Origin of the sequence: Paenibacillus aceti, from assembly GCF_003614185.1 — a bacterium.
Classification (GTDB): domain Bacteria; phylum Bacillota; class Bacilli; order Paenibacillales; family Paenibacillaceae; genus Fontibacillus; species Fontibacillus aceti.
In genome coordinates, this window is sequence record NZ_KZ987724.1 from 3,209,090 (window position 1) to 3,225,308 (window position 16,219).

Sequence of the window (16,219 nt, forward strand, 5' to 3'; positions counted from 1 at the left end):
TTGGGATGAGAACCCCTTTAGGGGTTCGTCGTAGTGAGTCTAACTGTGTTTGCCCGAAAGATTGCCGATCCGGTACACCTGTTGGCTGAATTCACTTTCCAGCTGCGTGTAAATATTACTTTTTTCATCTATGCTCAGGTCATTCATTTGAAAAAGTTTGCTTTGTACGGTATTGTTCATAATAATATTTTCACTAAAGGTTCCATATTGCTTCAGCTCTCTGGCCGCATTTCTCGTGATCTCATCGACAAGCTGCTGCGAATAGGTGCTGATTTTGTTATTTACGGCCTTTTCATGCTCGCGATAGGAATAGAATGCCACGAAAACGACGGGGAGAAGGGAAGTTATCAAAAACGCGATCAATAAGCGTTGTTTAATAAAGATGTGGCGAAGAGAAAGACCGTAACGTTTAAACGCGTTCCACCAAGAGAACGACATGTCTTTTCACCTGATTTCTTAATCTGCACTTGCATCTTGATGCGGAATCTCTCGACTATCTCTACTCTATCATATCCGGAGAAAAAGGAGGGGGTATTATGTGCAAGAAAACCTGGAAACAAGTGGTGCTCCGCTATGGTATGACGGGGTTGGCTGTCTACTTCATTTATATCATTGCTCTTGGTATCCTACCGTACGCCTTCTATCCCAAAGTGAGCCAGCAATTTAAGGAGAGCTTCAATCCCAAAACCTTCTATGGTACGGACAAGCCTTCCGTGGACAGAGCAGGGATTATGGAGAAGGGTGAGATGGGACTGGAAGCCAGGCTAGCTATGATCCATGCTGCCGAGAGCAGCCTCGATATCTCGTATTATTCGGCCCATTGGGGAGACAGCACGCAGGCCTTCTTCGGTGCCATGCTGGACGCCGCCAATCGCGGGGTCAAAGTCCGGTTTCTAATCGACGGAGTTGCCCACCATCTTACAAGCCAGGCCAAGACTACCGTTTATGCACTGGCACAGAATCCGAATATAGAACTGAAATTTTACAACCCGATCCATCCGTTAAAGCCGTGGACCTTCAATGGGAGATTGCATGATAAGTATATCATTGTCGATGACAAGCTGGTGCTGCTCGGCGGGCGCAATATCGGGGATAAATATTTTGAGACAGAAGGGTACAAAAAGTCCTACAGCCTGGATCGTGATGTGCTTGTATACAACACCGTGGCCGGAACTTCGCAATCGCAGCAGAGCGTCATCTATCAGGTGAAGCAGTATTTTGGGAATATATGGGCACTTGATACATCCAAGTATAGATACCGTAGGCTATCTACGGTGCAGACTGCAGCTGGCATGGAGCAAACCGACCGGCTGCTGGAGAAGTACAAGCTGTTCATGACAAGCAGGCCGCATCTTGCATCTGAGAAGATTGATCTGGACTCGCTCACCGTACCAACCGCAAAAGTCAGCTTCCTTCACAATCCCATTCATACTCAGAAAAAAGAGCCCCTGCTGTGGTACCAGCTCAGTGAACTCATGCGGAATGCAGAGCATAAGGTGGTCATTCAAAGTCCCTATACCGTTCTGAACCGGGCGATGGAGGAAAGCTTGCAGCAGGTCGGCGAGAATTTGGAACAGTATGGCCTGTTAACGAATTCACTGGCTTCTTCGCCTAATATACTTGCCTATTCCGGCTATGTCGCGGCGCGAAGCTCTCTAGGGGATATTTTTCAGCAAATCTATGAATATCAAGGAGATCATTCGCTGCATGGCAAGTCTTATCTGATCGATGAGGATATGTCCTTGATCGGCTCCTATAATCTGGATCTCAGGAGTACCTATATAAACACTGAGGTGATGTTGGCGGTTCACGGAGAACAATTCCAGAGATTACTTGAACATCATATGGATGCTTATCAAAATACCTCACTCGTGTATGACAAGCAGGAGGGGTATCTGGAAAGTTCACAGGTTACGCAGCGCAACACCCCTTCATATAAAAAGTGGATTTCTTATCCGCTGCAAAAGTTATCGTGGCTGTACAAGTTTTTGCTGTAAAATCGAAGTGGGGGCATATAAGTGCTGATATACAACTATTTGCCCCCGTTACGCTCCAAACCGGAAATATAAATGCAATTATCCTATCTCCGCACCAAATCCTCCCGCACTGGTGTAAAGCAGTCCAGCAGAGCGCTCGGCTCCAAAGCCTTGGCACCATGTCTGGCTCCGCTCGGGATGACAATCGTCTCACCGGCCGCGATGACCGTCTTCTCGCCATCAATCGTAAACTCGACTCTACCCTTCAGGCAGTAGGACATCTGCTCATGCGGATGCGCATGCTCATATCCTTCCGCGCCCGCCTCGAAATGAACCTCCATCATCATCAGCGCCGCACCCGGCTCCATAATTTTGCGTGTAACCCCCGGCTCGGCATTCTCCCATTTCCCTATGTTGCTCATCTCGCACTCTCCCCTGTCTGTCTTCTTATTTAAAAAGCTTTGCCGATCTACATCTATCAGATTAGCATTCTTCGAATGCGTCTGTCTGCGCCAATTCACATGCATGGAGCTGTTAGGGCATTTCTTGGGGGCAACGCCCATTAGAGCTAAACTCATGCGTTTATAAATGCTAATATGCAACTATTTCGGCCCATCCTAGCTTCCAAAGAAGATGTAACTGCGTTTCTGCAGCTATTCGGCTAAGTTTTCCTCTAAACAGCGCTTTAACAGGAAAATAGTTGTACATCTGCAGTTATCTCCGCACCTCAGGGGCATGTCCACGAGAATAAGTGTATTTCTGCAGCTATATAAGCCCAAAGAGAGCCGTTCTGCTGATTAAAGACCGGAGGCCTCCTTCATCCTTTCTTGTCGCTGTACTGATTGCCCACTTATCGGCCACAGAACCCGCTGCATAGCCAAGCATATAACGCCGATGAGCAGGACCAGCGCTCCCAGCCAGAAGAATACTTGGCTGACCCCCATACCGTGAATGAGTAAGCCGCCAATTAAGGGGGCACCGATCATCAATGTGCTGGTGGACATATTTTGAATGCCGAAGATGCGGCCTGTCATGCCCTCCGGGGTCTCCTTCTGCAGCAGGTAGTTGTAAGTCACGATACAGAACCCGTTGCCGATCCCGATCACAAAGCCCAGGGCGATGCTCCATATTTCATGTGAGTCTGCCGTCAGCAGCCCCATCCCTCCAAGAGCAGCCCCAATCAATGCGGCTCCGCCGCCGATGCCAAGCCCATACCTCACATGACCAAGCCGATTCAGCAGCAGGATCGTCATGAACGCTCCAACTCCAGTAGCTGCCACCATCCAGCCCAGCAGAGATTCGTTATGGGGAGCGATCTCCCGATACAATGTCGGAAATTGAAAATCGATCATCAGGATGATCAGCATCACGATCATATTAACAATAAAACTGCTGCACAGAACCCGGCTCCTGACGAGCGCCGCCCAGCCCTGCTTCCACAGGTGGATGAATCCCTGCTTATCAGCAGCAGCATCAGCCCCTGTTCCTTCTTCGGCTCCCCCTTGTTCCGCCGCCTTCTCATTCTGATCGATATGCCGCAGAGTGAACAGCAGGATACAGGAAATGGAGCGTGTAATGGCATTGACGAGGATGCATAATTGCGGGGAGATCAGCGTTAAGGCCACGGCCCCGAGAAGAGGACCGGCAATTTTGGAGAATTGATTGACCAGCCCATTGTACGAGGTGGCCTTGAGCAGCTGATCCTCCCGAACAACCTGACGTGTCAACGCTTGATGCGCCGGAACGCGGAACACGCCCATGGTGGCCCGTAGTGCAAGCAAAGGCAGCAACCAGTACATGCCAGGGGCGAAGAGCAGCGAAATGGTAAGCAGTGTCTCAGCCATATCCGCCAGCATCATCAGATTGACCTTCTTCCAGCGGTCAGCGATCACGCCGGCGAAGGAACCGAATAGAATTCCAGGAAGAGCTAGCATCACCGGAATCAGGGCGATCATGATCGGGTCCACGCGCCAGCGAAAGGCCACCAGAATCTCGATCGCAAAAGCATCGAACCAATCACCAAAGGATGAAATGGCGTAAGCCGAGTACATTCTCGTAAAAATCCGATTGCGCCAGACAGAGATCTGGGACCCTGTTGAAACAGATGCAGTTGTAGACATGTGTATTCCTCCGCTATATAGAATTAAATCCACTCTAACGGAGAAATATCAGAGGAGTATCAGACAGACCCCAAAATCCGCTCGATCATCTGCTCGATAGGTTGCTTATGTGCTGCAAGTTTATAGGTCCGTTCCAATTCATCATACCGGGCTTGGAACATCTTAAGCAGTTTTGGATCGGTATATTTCGTCTGTAAAAAATAAAGCGTGCCTACGACCAACCGGATGAGCAATGGCATATTATGCGCTGTTTCAATCGCCTTCAAACTGTACTCCAAGGCGGAAACAGCCTCTTCACGCCGCCCCTGGAGGAGCAGTAATCTGCCCTTTAAGTTGTAGTAAGCTCCAATTTCCCGTAAATAAGGTGTCTGCACCAGCATCTCTTCAATCATCATTGAGCAGCGTTCGGCCTCAGCGATATGACCTGCGAGCAGATGGATCTGCATCTCCGACGTCGTGATATGAACTTTGAAGATATCCAGCTCGCCATTCGCTTCCTCCACAGCCTGATATGCTTGCTGAACACGCTGCAGATCCTCTTCTACCCGTCCATTACTGGCGTATAAACCAATGATATTTAATATTTTCAGCTCCCGATGCATCTCGAACGGCAATATCTTTAATTCAATTGTCCGTTCATAGTAATTCAGGCTTTTTTCCGGTTCCATATAAAAAGAACAATAAAAATTCAGCAGCCAATATAATTTTCCACACTCTTCCTCATCACTCTCCAGAAACCAATCCAGATCCGCGCGTACAAACTTCAGGAACATTTGATGCATGGAATCGATACTTACGCCAAGCATTTCTTGCTGATTAACGAGGGCCTGCATCGATTGGCTCTGTCCCAGCCGCAGGTAAGTATCGAGTAGTTCTCCAATCTGCTGCTTAACCCCGCTATCCGTCAAGGAAGGTATCGCAAGTCCTGGCGATTCTTCAAGCGTAAGGCTGTAACCCAGCCCCCGCACCGTGCAGAGCTGTACTTTCCCGCTCCATGGCTTCAATTTTTTGCGTAGCCGATACACATGATCATCCACGGTACGCTCCCCCGGATATTCCATCGGCCACACCTGATCGAGCAATTGCTCCCGGCTGAAGACCTGACCGCGATTCTGGTATAGAAATTCTAATAACGCATACTCTTTGGCTAGCAGACCTATCTTCTCAGCCTGAAAGCTGACGGAATAGTCGCGAGGTTCAAATTCAAGCCTGGACATACCTCTTCTTCTCCCTTTCTCCAATATGAGCCATCATCTCAAGTTCTTCTAAATCCTATTAAAGCATGTTTGAGAAATGACCCACAACCCTTAGAGCGAATCGTAAATTCCACAAAAAAAGCAAAAGACCGCCCACGTCTAATGTGAAGCGGCCCTGTCTATTATCTCATGCTTATTCCGGTTTATTCCCCACACTGGGGTCAGGCATGTATCCGTTCTGATAGCCATTGTACTGCACATCGGTGACCATCCCCGCTGAAGCATGATGCAGATCATGGCAATGGAACATCCAATCCCCCGGATTATCCGCCTCGAAGGCGACCACATATTTCTCACCCGGCTTCACATTAAGGGTATCCTTAATAATCGGCGCTCCTTCGAGCGGCTGTCCATTCTTGCTCAGTACCTGAAAGAAATGACCATGCAAATGCATCGGATGATCGTCTTTAGAGGAGTGATTCATAAAAGTAACCTTAACCTTCTCCCCTTTATCCACCTGGATCGGATCGGTATCCGGAAATATTTTGCCATTTATCGTATATACCATCTCGCCATCCTTCATCGCTGTATTCAAATTCAGCAGAACTTCCTGATCAAAGGATTGTTCGAGTGAGAAGTTAGTCTTCGCCTGTTGGCCGTACTTAAGCAGATCGAATTGCGGTAATAGCTCAGAAGCGTTAGAGGCATCCATCACCTTATTCTCTGCCCCCTCATAAGCAATGACAGCTCTCATCCCTTGTATCCTCGCTTCACTACCATGCTCCTCGAGCAGCCACTGGCCAGGATTGTTCACTCACGCACCGTCACGATGATCCCGCCCATATTATCGCCGGAAATCTCATACGCCTTGTTAGCAGGAAGCTCTATCATCCTGATGTCTGATTCCGGATAAAAAGACACTGTGTATTTTTTTCCCTTCACCTTGGCCGTGATCTTCTTCTCCTGCCGCAGAAAGCTTAAATATTCCTCCAGCGCATCATTTCGCTCATGCATGATCGCACTGTGGGGCAAGCCGACATAACGAATATGCCAAGGCTCATACTCTATGCCGGTAATATCGATCTTGTCCTTGGGATAGCGTAAAATAAAACCGTACTTCCAGGCGTTCTTCTCGATCCACCGCCCTTCAGGCGCCTCCGACATCTTCGACTGAGTGGACCCAACATCCAGCGATAAGCCTAAATTATGCTCGCTATTGCCCGCTGGAAGAGCATAATCGGCCCCCATCTCCTCATAAAGTGAGCTCTGCTTCTCGAAGTCCCGATAACCGCTGCTGATTAGAAAGCCGTCGATCCCGTCCTTGGCCGCAGCGGCAACCATGTCCATGAACCTTTGTGCTACTTCTTCGGACAGAAGAATGTTGGAATCAAGCACACCATACCCCTTCATCAAATCCTGTCGATCGAATATATTCACAATATCCGCTCTTACACTCTCTTCGCGCACCGCGAATTGCTTATTTACCAGCAGTAGATCGCCGCGATGGATTTGATCCTTGGCAATGACGATCGTATCGTTGCCAGCAGATGCCTTTTGTAAACCCGCGCTTTCATTTACGATTTGCTTCAGGCTTTGGATCTTCACCTGATCCTGAAAGAACGGCTCGATTTTAAATATTAAATAACATAATCCGAGCATAAACAGTAAAACAAAAACCCTCTTCTTCATCTTCAGCTTCCTCTCAGAAATCTGCTTCTTCTTTAAGAGTAGAGAGAACTTATAAAATAAAGAGTAGGGTAATCTTAAAATATTTCTTAAATTAGAGAACGTCAGATGTAACTGCTTCGCTTCCTTGCGGCAGGCGCACCTCGAACACGGTTCTGATCAGGCTGCTCTCCACGCTGATAATTCCATCATGCTGCTCCACGATATTTTTGGCGATGAATAGTCCGAGCCCTTTGCTATCCTCCTGAAGCGTGCGCGCCTTGTCACCGTTGTAGAACATATCAAAGAGATGGGGTAAATCCTCAGCAGGGATGCAGTCGCCATAATTCACAACTTGCACGACGACCTCCCCCTCCTCGACAAAACCGTTAATATCGACGAATTGACCGTCGATCCCGTATCGGCTCGCATTGGTCAGAAGGTTCTCGAACACGCGAGCCAATAAATCGCCATCCCCCTGTATCGAGAGCTGTGAGGTCATATGAACGCGAACCTGTAGATCATTTCTCTCGAACATAGGATACAGTTCCTCACTTAATTGGATGAGCAGCTCATTGATGTTGATCGGTGTTTTCTTCAGCTTCAGCACACCATAGTTCATACGTGTAATTTCGAATAGTTCATCGATCAGCCGTTCCAGACGCTGTGACTTGGTATAAGCAATCATAAGATAATGGCGGACCTGCTCCTCGGATAATTGTTCATCCTTCAAGAGGAGATCGAGGTAACCGAGAACCGAAGTGAGCGGAGTGCGCAGATCATGCGCCAAATTAACGACCAGCTGATCCTTGCTGCTCTCTGTGAAATCCCCACGCTCCACAGCTTGTCTTAAATTCTCACTGGCCAGGTTGATATCCTCCGCAATTCTACCGAATTCATCCTTCGAGGAAATTTCCACCCGCTGTTTGAAATCCCCATAGGCGAGATGATTAATCCCTTGAGAAATCTGCTTGAAATAGACTGAATACGGTTTAGAAAGCAGGTAGAACAATAGAATAGACAGCGGAATAAACAGCAGCAGGAAAAAGTTAACGTCGCCGATATTCTTCATCACTTGTCGATAATAGGCCAGGGAATCTTCAGCCCGCACATTTGAATGATAATACCCCTGCAAGGCCTTAAAGATAATATAAGTGATCGCTGCGGACAAGCCCATGCTTGCTCCGAACAGCATCAGCATCTTGGAACGAAAACTGTGCATAATCCTATCCATTGAACGAATACCCTACTCCCCAGACCGTCTTGATCCATTTATCCTTCCGCTTATCCTCTTCCAGCTTCTTGCGCAGCGTACGGATATGGACCATAACCGTATTGCTGCCCTGGAAATAAGCCTCGCCCCATACCTGTTCAAAGATATTCTCCACACTGAACACCTTCTTCGGATGACTGGCCATTAAATATAAAATATCGAACTCCTTAGGGGTCACAATGATATTCTTGCCATACAAAGTAACGGTGCGTTCATCTGCAGAAATGACCAATCCGCCGAATTCAAGCGCCGCAGTCTGCTCCAGCATAGGCTGATTGAGCTTCATGAATCTCCGCAGCTGTGCATTGACACGAGCCACCAGCTCGATCGGGGTAAATGGCTTCGTCATATAATCATCCGCACCGATCACCAGACCATGCACTTTATCAAAATCCGAAGTCTTGGCGCTAAGGAAGATAATAGGCATATTGAATTGCTCCCGAACCTGACGGGTCACTTCGTACCCATCCATGACCGGCATCATGATATCCATAATCAGTAGATCGATCCGCTGCGACTGAATCACCTTCATGGCTTCCTGACCATCATAGGCCTTGATCACTTGATAGCCCTCTTTTTCCAGATGAATCGAGATCAGTTCAGCAATTTCCACTTCATCATCAGCGACCAGAATCGATATAGGTCTCACAAGTTACACTCCCTTATTAAGTTCCTTACGATAGACACCCGAGCTACTATGCATCTTAATACTATTCTCTATGATTTCCTCGGGTTGTTCAAGGCAGGAGGGGGTCGGATTCAGAAATCCGGTGGCAAAATCGAAATAAAAGCCCACGCGAAGCGAACATATGGGAAGTTCTGAATATGATGAGGATATAGCGCCTATTTAACAACACCGCAAAGGTGGAGAAGATATGAATATGATGATGGCAATGATATGTATCGCTGCAGGAGTGATCTCCGTAATCTTCCCCAGCTCGGCCTGGTATGTGTCGTATGGATGGAGGTATAAAGACAATGATCCGAGCCAGGCTGCCCTGGTGACGCAGCGCATTGGCGGCATTCTGCTCATGCTCATCGGCTTCATCATGCTCGCTGCCAGTTGTTCAGCTTAGCCAAAAAAGGGAGGGGACGAGTGCATCCCCTCCCTGCTGGCTTCCTTGCCACCGTTCGGCAGGCCTATTCTCTCGTTCACAGCATCTCCATGAATTCAGAAAACATCTTAAATATCCGCCACACATCTTGATCTTGCCGTCTGTTAGGTTTATAATAGATCATGCACTTATCGATGCGGGTGTAGTTCAATGGTAGAATGCCAGCTTCCCAAGCTTGAGGCGAGGGTTCGATTCCCTTCACCCGCTCCATACAATCACTCATATCCAACCTCTGGAGAGACCCAGAGGTTTTGTTACGTCTCCGGATGGCCGGATGATCCGCGCCGCCGCTCACCTGTTAGTCCAACTCCCAGGCGATGTCGTACTTTCCCTGATGGCCTTTTCCTTGAATCGAGATCACATATTGGCTCGGATGATCCAATTTCACACTAAATGACGAAGTAGGCACCCCGGTTCCCGTATAGTAGGAATTGCCCTCTTCATCCTTGATGGAAATATTTAACTTCCCACCATCGGATACAATGTCCAGCTTCACCTCTGCGGTATGACCGCTTTTCACCTGAAAGGAACGTTCTACAAAACCATCAAATTTCTCGTACTTCATCACGGTAGAATTTGGGGTATCCCCGCCCTCGCCATGGATCGTCGTGTATTCTCCCCTCATACAGCCTGTTAACGATAGCAACAAAATCAAGATACCAATAGAACTTACTGCCGACTTTAAGACTTTCAATCCGTTTCCTCTCCCTTTAGATAAATGTAATTATTTAACAATTATTATCTGTGAAAAAAGTTGATGTAAACCACCGCCCGATGTACAATAGATAGCATGCTTTCAAATAAATACGTAACTATTTTTAATATCATAATCTATAGAAAGGCTTTGATGATGTGACTAAGTTGATTGAGCGGCTCCCAGAGAAATGGAGAGGATGGCTGCCACTACTACTTATGCTGATTTTTCCTGTGCTCGGCGCTCTTTATAAACTAGTGAATCGTCCGACCGAACAAGTCTACTATCTTGGCACCAAATTTGATGAAGCGACTCCTTTTATTAAGTATTTTGCGCTCCCTTACGGGGTTTGGATCTTCTTCATTTATGTCTGTATTGTTTATTTCTTCTTCAAGGATCGTAAATCATATTACCGGGCTTTGCTGCTCTATACCGTCTGTGCCTTGTCCTGCTACATCATTTACATGGTGTTCCAGACATACGTGCCCCGGCCGATAGTGACTGGCAACGATCCCTTCAGCTGGATTGTAAAATATATCTATAACCGTGATCAACCGTTCAACTGTTTTCCGAGCATTCATTGCTTCTCAAGCTATATGGTCATGCGGATGATCCTGTCCAGCCCGGCCCGGAATCGGGTTAATGCGACACTGATTAGCAGCATGTCGCTGATCATCATCGCTTCGACTTTGTTTATCAAACAGCATGTTGTAGCTGATGCCATCGGCGGCGTAATTCTGGTTGAATTTTATATCTTCATCTTCTTCAGTTTGCCAAGTCTGTACCGCAGCCGTTCCTCCAAAGGTTCTGTGCATCAGCGCGGCTTTAATGCCTAAGAAGGTGCAAAAAAGCTCTCCAATTGTGGAGAGCTTTTGTTATTCTAATTAAGCAGTAAGCTGTTCCTCTGCCTGCCACATAGCCGCATATTTCCCGCCTTTTGCGATCAATTGGTCATGGGTGCCCTGCTCGACAATTTTGCCATTGGACACGACGAGAATCGCATCTGCATTCCTTACGATAGATAAGGTATGGGCAATCATCACTACCGTCTTCTTCTCTTTAAGTAGATGGGTGATGGCCTGCTTCACCGCCAATTCATTCTCGATATCCAGATTTGCCGTCGCTTCATCCAATAGCAGGATGGGACTATCCTTCAGGATCGCACGGGCGATGGATAAACGTTGGCGCTGTCCCCCAGATAACAGATTGCCATTCTCCCCGATCGGAGTGTCATATCCCTTCTCCATCTTCAGGATGAAATCCTCGCAATTCGCCTCGCGACAAGCCGCTTCGATCTCGGCATCCGTGGCGTCCGGGCGGGCATAGCGGATATTGTTGCGGACCGTATCATTGAACAGAAACACCTCTTGATCCACCATCGAGATCTGCTCCAGCACTCGTTCCGCTGCGACATTACCAATCGCTTTCCCCCCGATAGAAATCATGCCGGATTCCGCCTCATAATATTTAGAGATCAAATTCAGCAGGGTAGATTTACCCGATCCAGAGTCACCTACGATCGCCGTCAGCTTCTGATTTCCTATACTGAACCCAATCTTGTCTAATACCGGTACCCCTGGGTCATAGGAGAAGTCCACATCTTTGAAAGTAATTTCGCAGGTGGAGGGATGGAACGGCTCCATGCTTCCCTGCTCCTCTGTCTCATCCATCACGCGGGTAATCTGTCCCTTGGAGATCATCAAATTCCGATAGCTGGTCAAATCGATAAAGATACCATTGCCCAGCTTCGCGTGAAAGAGCGGAAGCATACAGATCAATAAGTATGAGACGGTATCCAGTGTTCCCGCCCGCCAAGGCGTTGAAGCCGACCACATGATTAAAGGAAGAGCCGACCAAATAAGTATGCCTAGCATCGCTCCTATAGGCAGTACCTTAGCTTCATAGATAAAGCTGATGTCACTAAAATCCTTCATCGCTTTAGTTACGGTCTTATTCTTGGTTCCCGCGACCCCATAGGCCCGGAAAGTCTGAATCCCGTTCACATACTCCACGATGCTGCTGACATTCTCAGCACAGATCGCGGCTTTCTGATGGCCATACTTCTTCACAGTGCGGAAAGAGAGCCAAAGAGCAGGGATCAGCAATAGATCCGCCACGAGCAGGATGACCCCGGCGGGGAGCCAGATCGTTCCAGCGAAGAGAATTAACATTACGGAAAGCGAAATATTTTTGGCCAAATCTCCGACCTTATGAGTCAGAATCTTCTCATAGTTGTTTACTTCGCTTGTTACCGTATTGATATAATCCCCGGTCTGCCCTTGCGTAAAACGGAACAAAGGGATTCGCTTGATCTTATCGCCGAGGAACAGACGAACATTCTTACTGACCTGCGCACCGCCGATTTGGGCCTGTACATAGCCGGTACCGTAAATAACAAGCCGCAGGGCGAAAATCCCCGCCAGAGCCCCGGTAATCGGGAGTATGCCTCTCATACTGATCGTGCCGGACCACACCCGTTGCATGACGAGAAATAGTAATACGAAATTACTGCCCGACAGCACCCCCTCCAGCACGTTTAAGGCAATCCCCCAGTAAAAGTGACGGTTTTTCCGCAGAGGATGACTAGTGTGCATGGGCAGCTCCTCCTTTCAGCTGATAGGTGATATGGCGAGCCTTCTCATAATCCGTCCAGGCTTGATTGTAATATTTATTCTTCTGCCTGACTTCCTCATGAGTTCCCACGCAGGTAATTGTCTGATTCTCCACCACGGCCACGCGATCGCATATTTTTAGGGCGGCCAGACGATGGGCCACTATGATGACCGTCTTATCTCTGCACAGATTGTGAATGGCCTTATCAATTTCCACCTGATTCTCCGGGTCAGCAGCAGAGGTAGCTTCGTCCAGAATCAAGATCGGAGCGTTCTTCAAAATAGCGCGGGCGATGGCAATCCGCTGTTTCTCACCGCCGGAGAATCTCGCGCCGAAACCGCCTACCTTCGTGTCATAGCCATCGGGCAGAGACATAATGAACTCGTCGATCTGCGCCTGCTTCGCCGCTGCCCTTACCTCCTCCAGGCTGGCCTGGCTGCCCATGCGGATATTCTCGAATACAGTGTCACGGGTAAGGAAGGTTTTCTGGAAGACAATCGCTATATTTTTCAAAAGAGCCTCGTAGTTTATTGCTTTGACATTTGTACCGCCGATCAGAACTTCGCCACCTTGCACATCATAGAAGCGGGAGATCAAACTGATCACCGTGCTCTTCCCAGCCCCGGACAAACCGACCAGAGCGATTTTCTCCTTATTATTGATCCGTAAATGGCAGTTCTCTAATGCATTCGTTACCCCGTCATAGGAAAACTGGACATTTCTCAGCTCGATATCATGCTGCGGCGGGAAGTCCGTACCGCCCTCCATCACTGGAATATTCATGATCTCTTCGATCTTGGCCACCTTGGAGAGCACCTCGGCAAAGGCGCTGCCTAATTCCTGCAGAGGCCTTATTTCAGTCAAATATAGCGAACCGACATACGCGAACAGTAGAAAAGCACTCGCCGTCAGCGAGCCCTTTAGAAAGAACATCCCGCCAAGGGGAACCATCAGCAGCATGCCACATTCAATAATGAGAATAAATGCAGCATACGGCGGCCCCATTTTACGCGACATTTCGTTCCAGACATCGTTCTCCTCTTTAATGGCGCCAGCGTATTTTTGAAAAGATTTGCTCCCCATGTTATAAGCCTTAATCAGCTTCATCCCACTGACATATTCAATCATGACCGAGTTGAGATTCGTAATCGAGCGATTCGCCCTATCCATCATCGCATCCGTGTTGCCGAACATAATGGCCATAACGGCTGCGGCAAGCACTAGTGGAATCAAGGAGATCAAGGCCAAAGGGATATTGACCGTCAGCAGATAAATGAAAATCACGACCGGGCCGCACATGTAGTGGACTAGATCCGGTAGATTGTGAGCCAGGAACAGCTCCAGCTTCTCAATATCTTCATTGATTACGGTTTTTAGTTCCCCTGTACTGCGCTCATTCAACGCTCCCAGCGGCACCTTGGACATGCGGTCCACAACCATACAGCGTACGCGAAACAAGGCGTTATAAGCCCCTTTATGGGAGGCTATTCCGGATAAGCCGAACAAGACGAAGCGAATTAGTATAGAAGCTACAATCATGAAAGCATTTTGCCAAATAAACTCCGGAGAGCCCGTGCCTGCAAATATAGCATCGATCAACCGATAGATCCCCAAATAAGGGATGATCACACAGACCCCGCTGATCATGGAGAGCATCATCGACAGGATTAACCAGTACCGATCCCTTCCCGCCCAATGGAGCAAGAGAGCCAGCGGATTTTTCTTCTTTATTTTTTTCATCTTCTTCAACAGCAAACTCCTTCCTGTTGCCTAAGCCGGCTGCTTAGGAACCACGAACAGCTCACGCAACTTCTCTTCATTGTGATGCGAGTGATCAGAGCCGTATCCGGCTTTTTAATACCTAAGGAGCACTCCGCTTCCACACTTTCAGCGAATAGTTGATAGCCAACGTCCTGCATAACCATATATGAACGCTTCAGGCGAGCTTTGGCATCCTGCGCTTGCCCCTCCCAGCCCTTTTTAATTAGTAGACATTGAATCTGTCATTTCGCGGTCTCTCCTCGTATATATTTTGCGGAAGGTATAAAATTGACGCTATTGCCACGGCATGCTAGCATGTAGCGAGAAGTCGCAAACTTCATAACACAAGATACACTTGATAATGATTATCAATCAATACTTTCGGCATATTCTCGTCCTTTCGTTGTAAAAGTTCGTCTAATCATGGCAAGATTAAGCGGGTGATCATGATGAATATGATTGAAAATTTTTATAGAGCTGAATTTGAAAAAAGAGGCTTTTCCTTGAATCCAGACTGCTCCAAATACTGTCGGATCGGTTCCTGTTGGAGCTTGTCTGATCAGATCGGCGAAGGGGCTTTCTGGATCTATAGTCAGAAGGATTTATTTGATATTAAAATCCATGATTTTTTCTTTTATGAGGATTTCCTCATGGAATTTGAGCTGCCGGAATGCTTGAGCATTACTCATTATGAGTCGATATCCGGTGAGGAGCTGGCGCCGTATCGGCGCTTAAATGCCGGCTGCATCAAGACATTCATCGGTGGCGGTTATCCGCCTTATCGAGCCTTGATTCACAAGAATATTCCCATTCGTTCTATCGGGATTGAAATTATGCCGGCTTACTATGAGGATTATTTGAAGAGGCAATATCCGGGAGAGAATCTCAGGCCGAGGGATGCCTTCTCCCATGTCGGGCAGACGATGGATTTCCCTGAAATGGTCGTGCTGCTGAACCAGGTGAAGAATTATCGCGGGGACGGCATTGCGGCGAAATTATTCTATGAAGGCAAGGTGGCGGAGAGCGTATCTCTGATCGTCGAGCGCAATAAGAACAGCAAGCCGGAGTCGCGCTCTTCACTGCATATACAGGATATCCAGAGGATCGAGACGGTGACGGCCTATCTGAACGATCACTATGCCTACGATATTCCGTTAGAGCGATTAGCCAAAATTGCCTGTATGGGCATGACCAAATTGAAAACATCATTCAAGCAATTCCATGGCTGCACCGTTACCGAGTATATTCAGCAGCGGCGTATAGGGCAGGCCGAGCATCTGCTCTCCGATACTGATTTCTCAATCGGACAGATCGCGCAAACCGTCGGCTATTCCAGCGCCAGCCGCTTCGCCGAACTCTTCCGCAAATTCACCGGCCTCCTGCCAGGGGAATTTCGGAAGATGGCTAAGCGAGAGGCTTAGCCGGGGTTACAGGGCGTACTGTTTGCTGGCGGAGCGGGGGCTGGACACGCTGACGAGCAGAGCTGCTGTGGTTATGTTGCTTCTTTATCCGTTAACATTTTCAACCTATTATTCCGAATAACCCCATAAGTCAGCCAGTACCGGATCATCATCAGAGCAGGCCATTGAATTCCGAACCTCACCTCCTCATACATTTGGGAAGAAAGCATCGATTGGTGGATGCTACGACTGTCGTGCTAATGCGGTTATTGTGTTGGTGGGATGCTGCGACTGTCGTGCTGGTGCGGTTATTGTGTTGGTGGATGCTGCGACTGTGGTGCTGGTGCGGTTATTGTGTTGGTGGGATGCTGCGACTGTCGTGCTGGTGCGGTTATTGTGTTGGTGG

The 16,219-nt window shown here is 48.1% G+C and carries 14 protein-coding genes, 1 tRNA gene and 1 pseudogene; 5 read left to right on the top strand and 11 right to left on the bottom strand.

The genetic code is table 11. The annotated features are described in order from the left end of the window. Window positions 1-39 precede the first annotated feature (39 nt). Window positions 40-438, bottom strand: a complete 399-nt coding sequence (locus BFJ94_RS25645; RefSeq protein ID WP_120463267.1) for a hypothetical protein — start codon at window positions 436-438, stop codon at window positions 40-42. Between the two features lie 98 nt (window positions 439-536). Between BFJ94_RS25645 and BFJ94_RS14270 the strand changes: the two genes are divergently transcribed. After that, window positions 537-1,997, top strand: coding sequence for a phospholipase D-like domain-containing protein (locus BFJ94_RS14270; RefSeq protein ID WP_120463268.1), 1,461 nt, complete (start codon window positions 537-539; stop codon window positions 1,995-1,997). A gap of 83 nt (window positions 1,998-2,080) precedes the next feature. On the opposite strand, the gene BFJ94_RS14275 is transcribed toward BFJ94_RS14270, so the two are convergent. The 7 genes and pseudogenes from BFJ94_RS14275 to BFJ94_RS14305 form a co-directional block, all read right to left on the bottom strand. Next, window positions 2,081-2,398 (bottom strand): cupin domain-containing protein, encoded by a 318-nt coding sequence (locus tag BFJ94_RS14275; protein ID WP_120463269.1) that lies wholly within the window; start codon window positions 2,396-2,398, stop codon window positions 2,081-2,083. Between the two features lie 375 nt (window positions 2,399-2,773). Further along, window positions 2,774-4,096: an MFS transporter gene (locus BFJ94_RS14280; RefSeq protein WP_120463270.1), complete on the bottom strand. Its 1,323-nt coding sequence runs from the start codon at window positions 4,094-4,096 to the stop codon at window positions 2,774-2,776. A gap of 59 nt (window positions 4,097-4,155) precedes the next feature. After that, a complete protein-coding gene (locus BFJ94_RS26085) occupies window positions 4,156-5,313 on the bottom strand; it encodes a winged helix-turn-helix domain-containing protein (protein WP_120463271.1) in 1,158 nt (385 codons plus the stop codon). Window positions 5,314-5,485: 172 nt separating this feature from the next. Beyond that, window positions 5,486-5,983, bottom strand: a pseudogene (locus BFJ94_RS14290) (multicopper oxidase domain-containing protein); the annotation flags it as partial. A 119-nt stretch (window positions 5,984-6,102) separates the two neighbouring features. Further along, the gene (locus BFJ94_RS14295; protein ID WP_120463273.1) at window positions 6,103-6,981 is read right to left on the bottom strand and encodes a M15 family metallopeptidase; all 879 of its coding nucleotides are present in this window, start codon (window positions 6,979-6,981) and stop codon (window positions 6,103-6,105) included. Between the two features lie 91 nt (window positions 6,982-7,072). Further along, window positions 7,073-8,191, bottom strand: a complete 1,119-nt coding sequence (locus BFJ94_RS14300; RefSeq protein ID WP_120463274.1) for a HAMP domain-containing sensor histidine kinase — start codon at window positions 8,189-8,191, stop codon at window positions 7,073-7,075. Next, entirely contained in the window at window positions 8,184-8,879 is a 696-nt protein-coding gene (locus BFJ94_RS14305; protein ID WP_120463275.1) for a response regulator transcription factor, read from the bottom strand. Before BFJ94_RS14305 ends, BFJ94_RS14300 begins: the two co-directional genes overlap by 8 nt. A gap of 226 nt (window positions 8,880-9,105) precedes the next feature. Between BFJ94_RS14305 and BFJ94_RS14310 the strand changes: the two genes are divergently transcribed. Both BFJ94_RS14310 and BFJ94_RS14315 read left to right on the top strand, forming a co-directional pair. Further along, complete coding sequence (locus BFJ94_RS14310) at window positions 9,106-9,306, top strand: DUF6199 family natural product biosynthesis protein (protein ID WP_120463276.1); 201 nt, start codon at window positions 9,106-9,108, stop codon at window positions 9,304-9,306. 175 nt (window positions 9,307-9,481) lie between these two features. Continuing rightward, a tRNA-Gly gene (locus tag BFJ94_RS14315) sits at window positions 9,482-9,555 on the top strand. A gap of 88 nt (window positions 9,556-9,643) precedes the next feature. On the opposite strand, the gene BFJ94_RS14320 is transcribed toward BFJ94_RS14315, so the two are convergent. Then, the gene (locus BFJ94_RS14320) at window positions 9,644-10,039 is read right to left on the bottom strand and encodes a hypothetical protein (protein WP_120463277.1); all 396 of its coding nucleotides are present in this window, start codon (window positions 10,037-10,039) and stop codon (window positions 9,644-9,646) included. A gap of 158 nt (window positions 10,040-10,197) precedes the next feature. Here BFJ94_RS14320 and BFJ94_RS14325 point away from each other — a divergent pair, with 158 nt between their 5' ends. After that, a complete protein-coding gene (locus BFJ94_RS14325) occupies window positions 10,198-10,875 on the top strand; it encodes a phosphatase PAP2 family protein (RefSeq protein ID WP_162944287.1) in 678 nt (225 codons plus the stop codon). A gap of 48 nt (window positions 10,876-10,923) precedes the next feature. On the opposite strand, the gene BFJ94_RS14330 is transcribed toward BFJ94_RS14325, so the two are convergent. Next, on the bottom strand, window positions 10,924-12,633 hold the full coding sequence (locus BFJ94_RS14330; protein ID WP_120463279.1) for an ABC transporter ATP-binding protein: 1,710 nt from the start codon (window positions 12,631-12,633) through the stop codon (window positions 10,924-10,926). Beyond that, window positions 12,623-14,392 (bottom strand): ABC transporter ATP-binding protein, encoded by a 1,770-nt coding sequence (locus tag BFJ94_RS14335; protein ID WP_120465242.1) that lies wholly within the window; start codon window positions 14,390-14,392, stop codon window positions 12,623-12,625. Before BFJ94_RS14335 ends, BFJ94_RS14330 begins: the two co-directional genes overlap by 11 nt. A 524-nt stretch (window positions 14,393-14,916) precedes the next feature. Here BFJ94_RS14335 and BFJ94_RS14345 point away from each other — a divergent pair. Next, a complete protein-coding gene (locus BFJ94_RS14345; protein ID WP_229716832.1) occupies window positions 14,917-15,834 on the top strand; it encodes an AraC family transcriptional regulator in 918 nt (305 codons plus the stop codon). Window positions 15,835-16,219 lie beyond the last annotated feature (385 nt).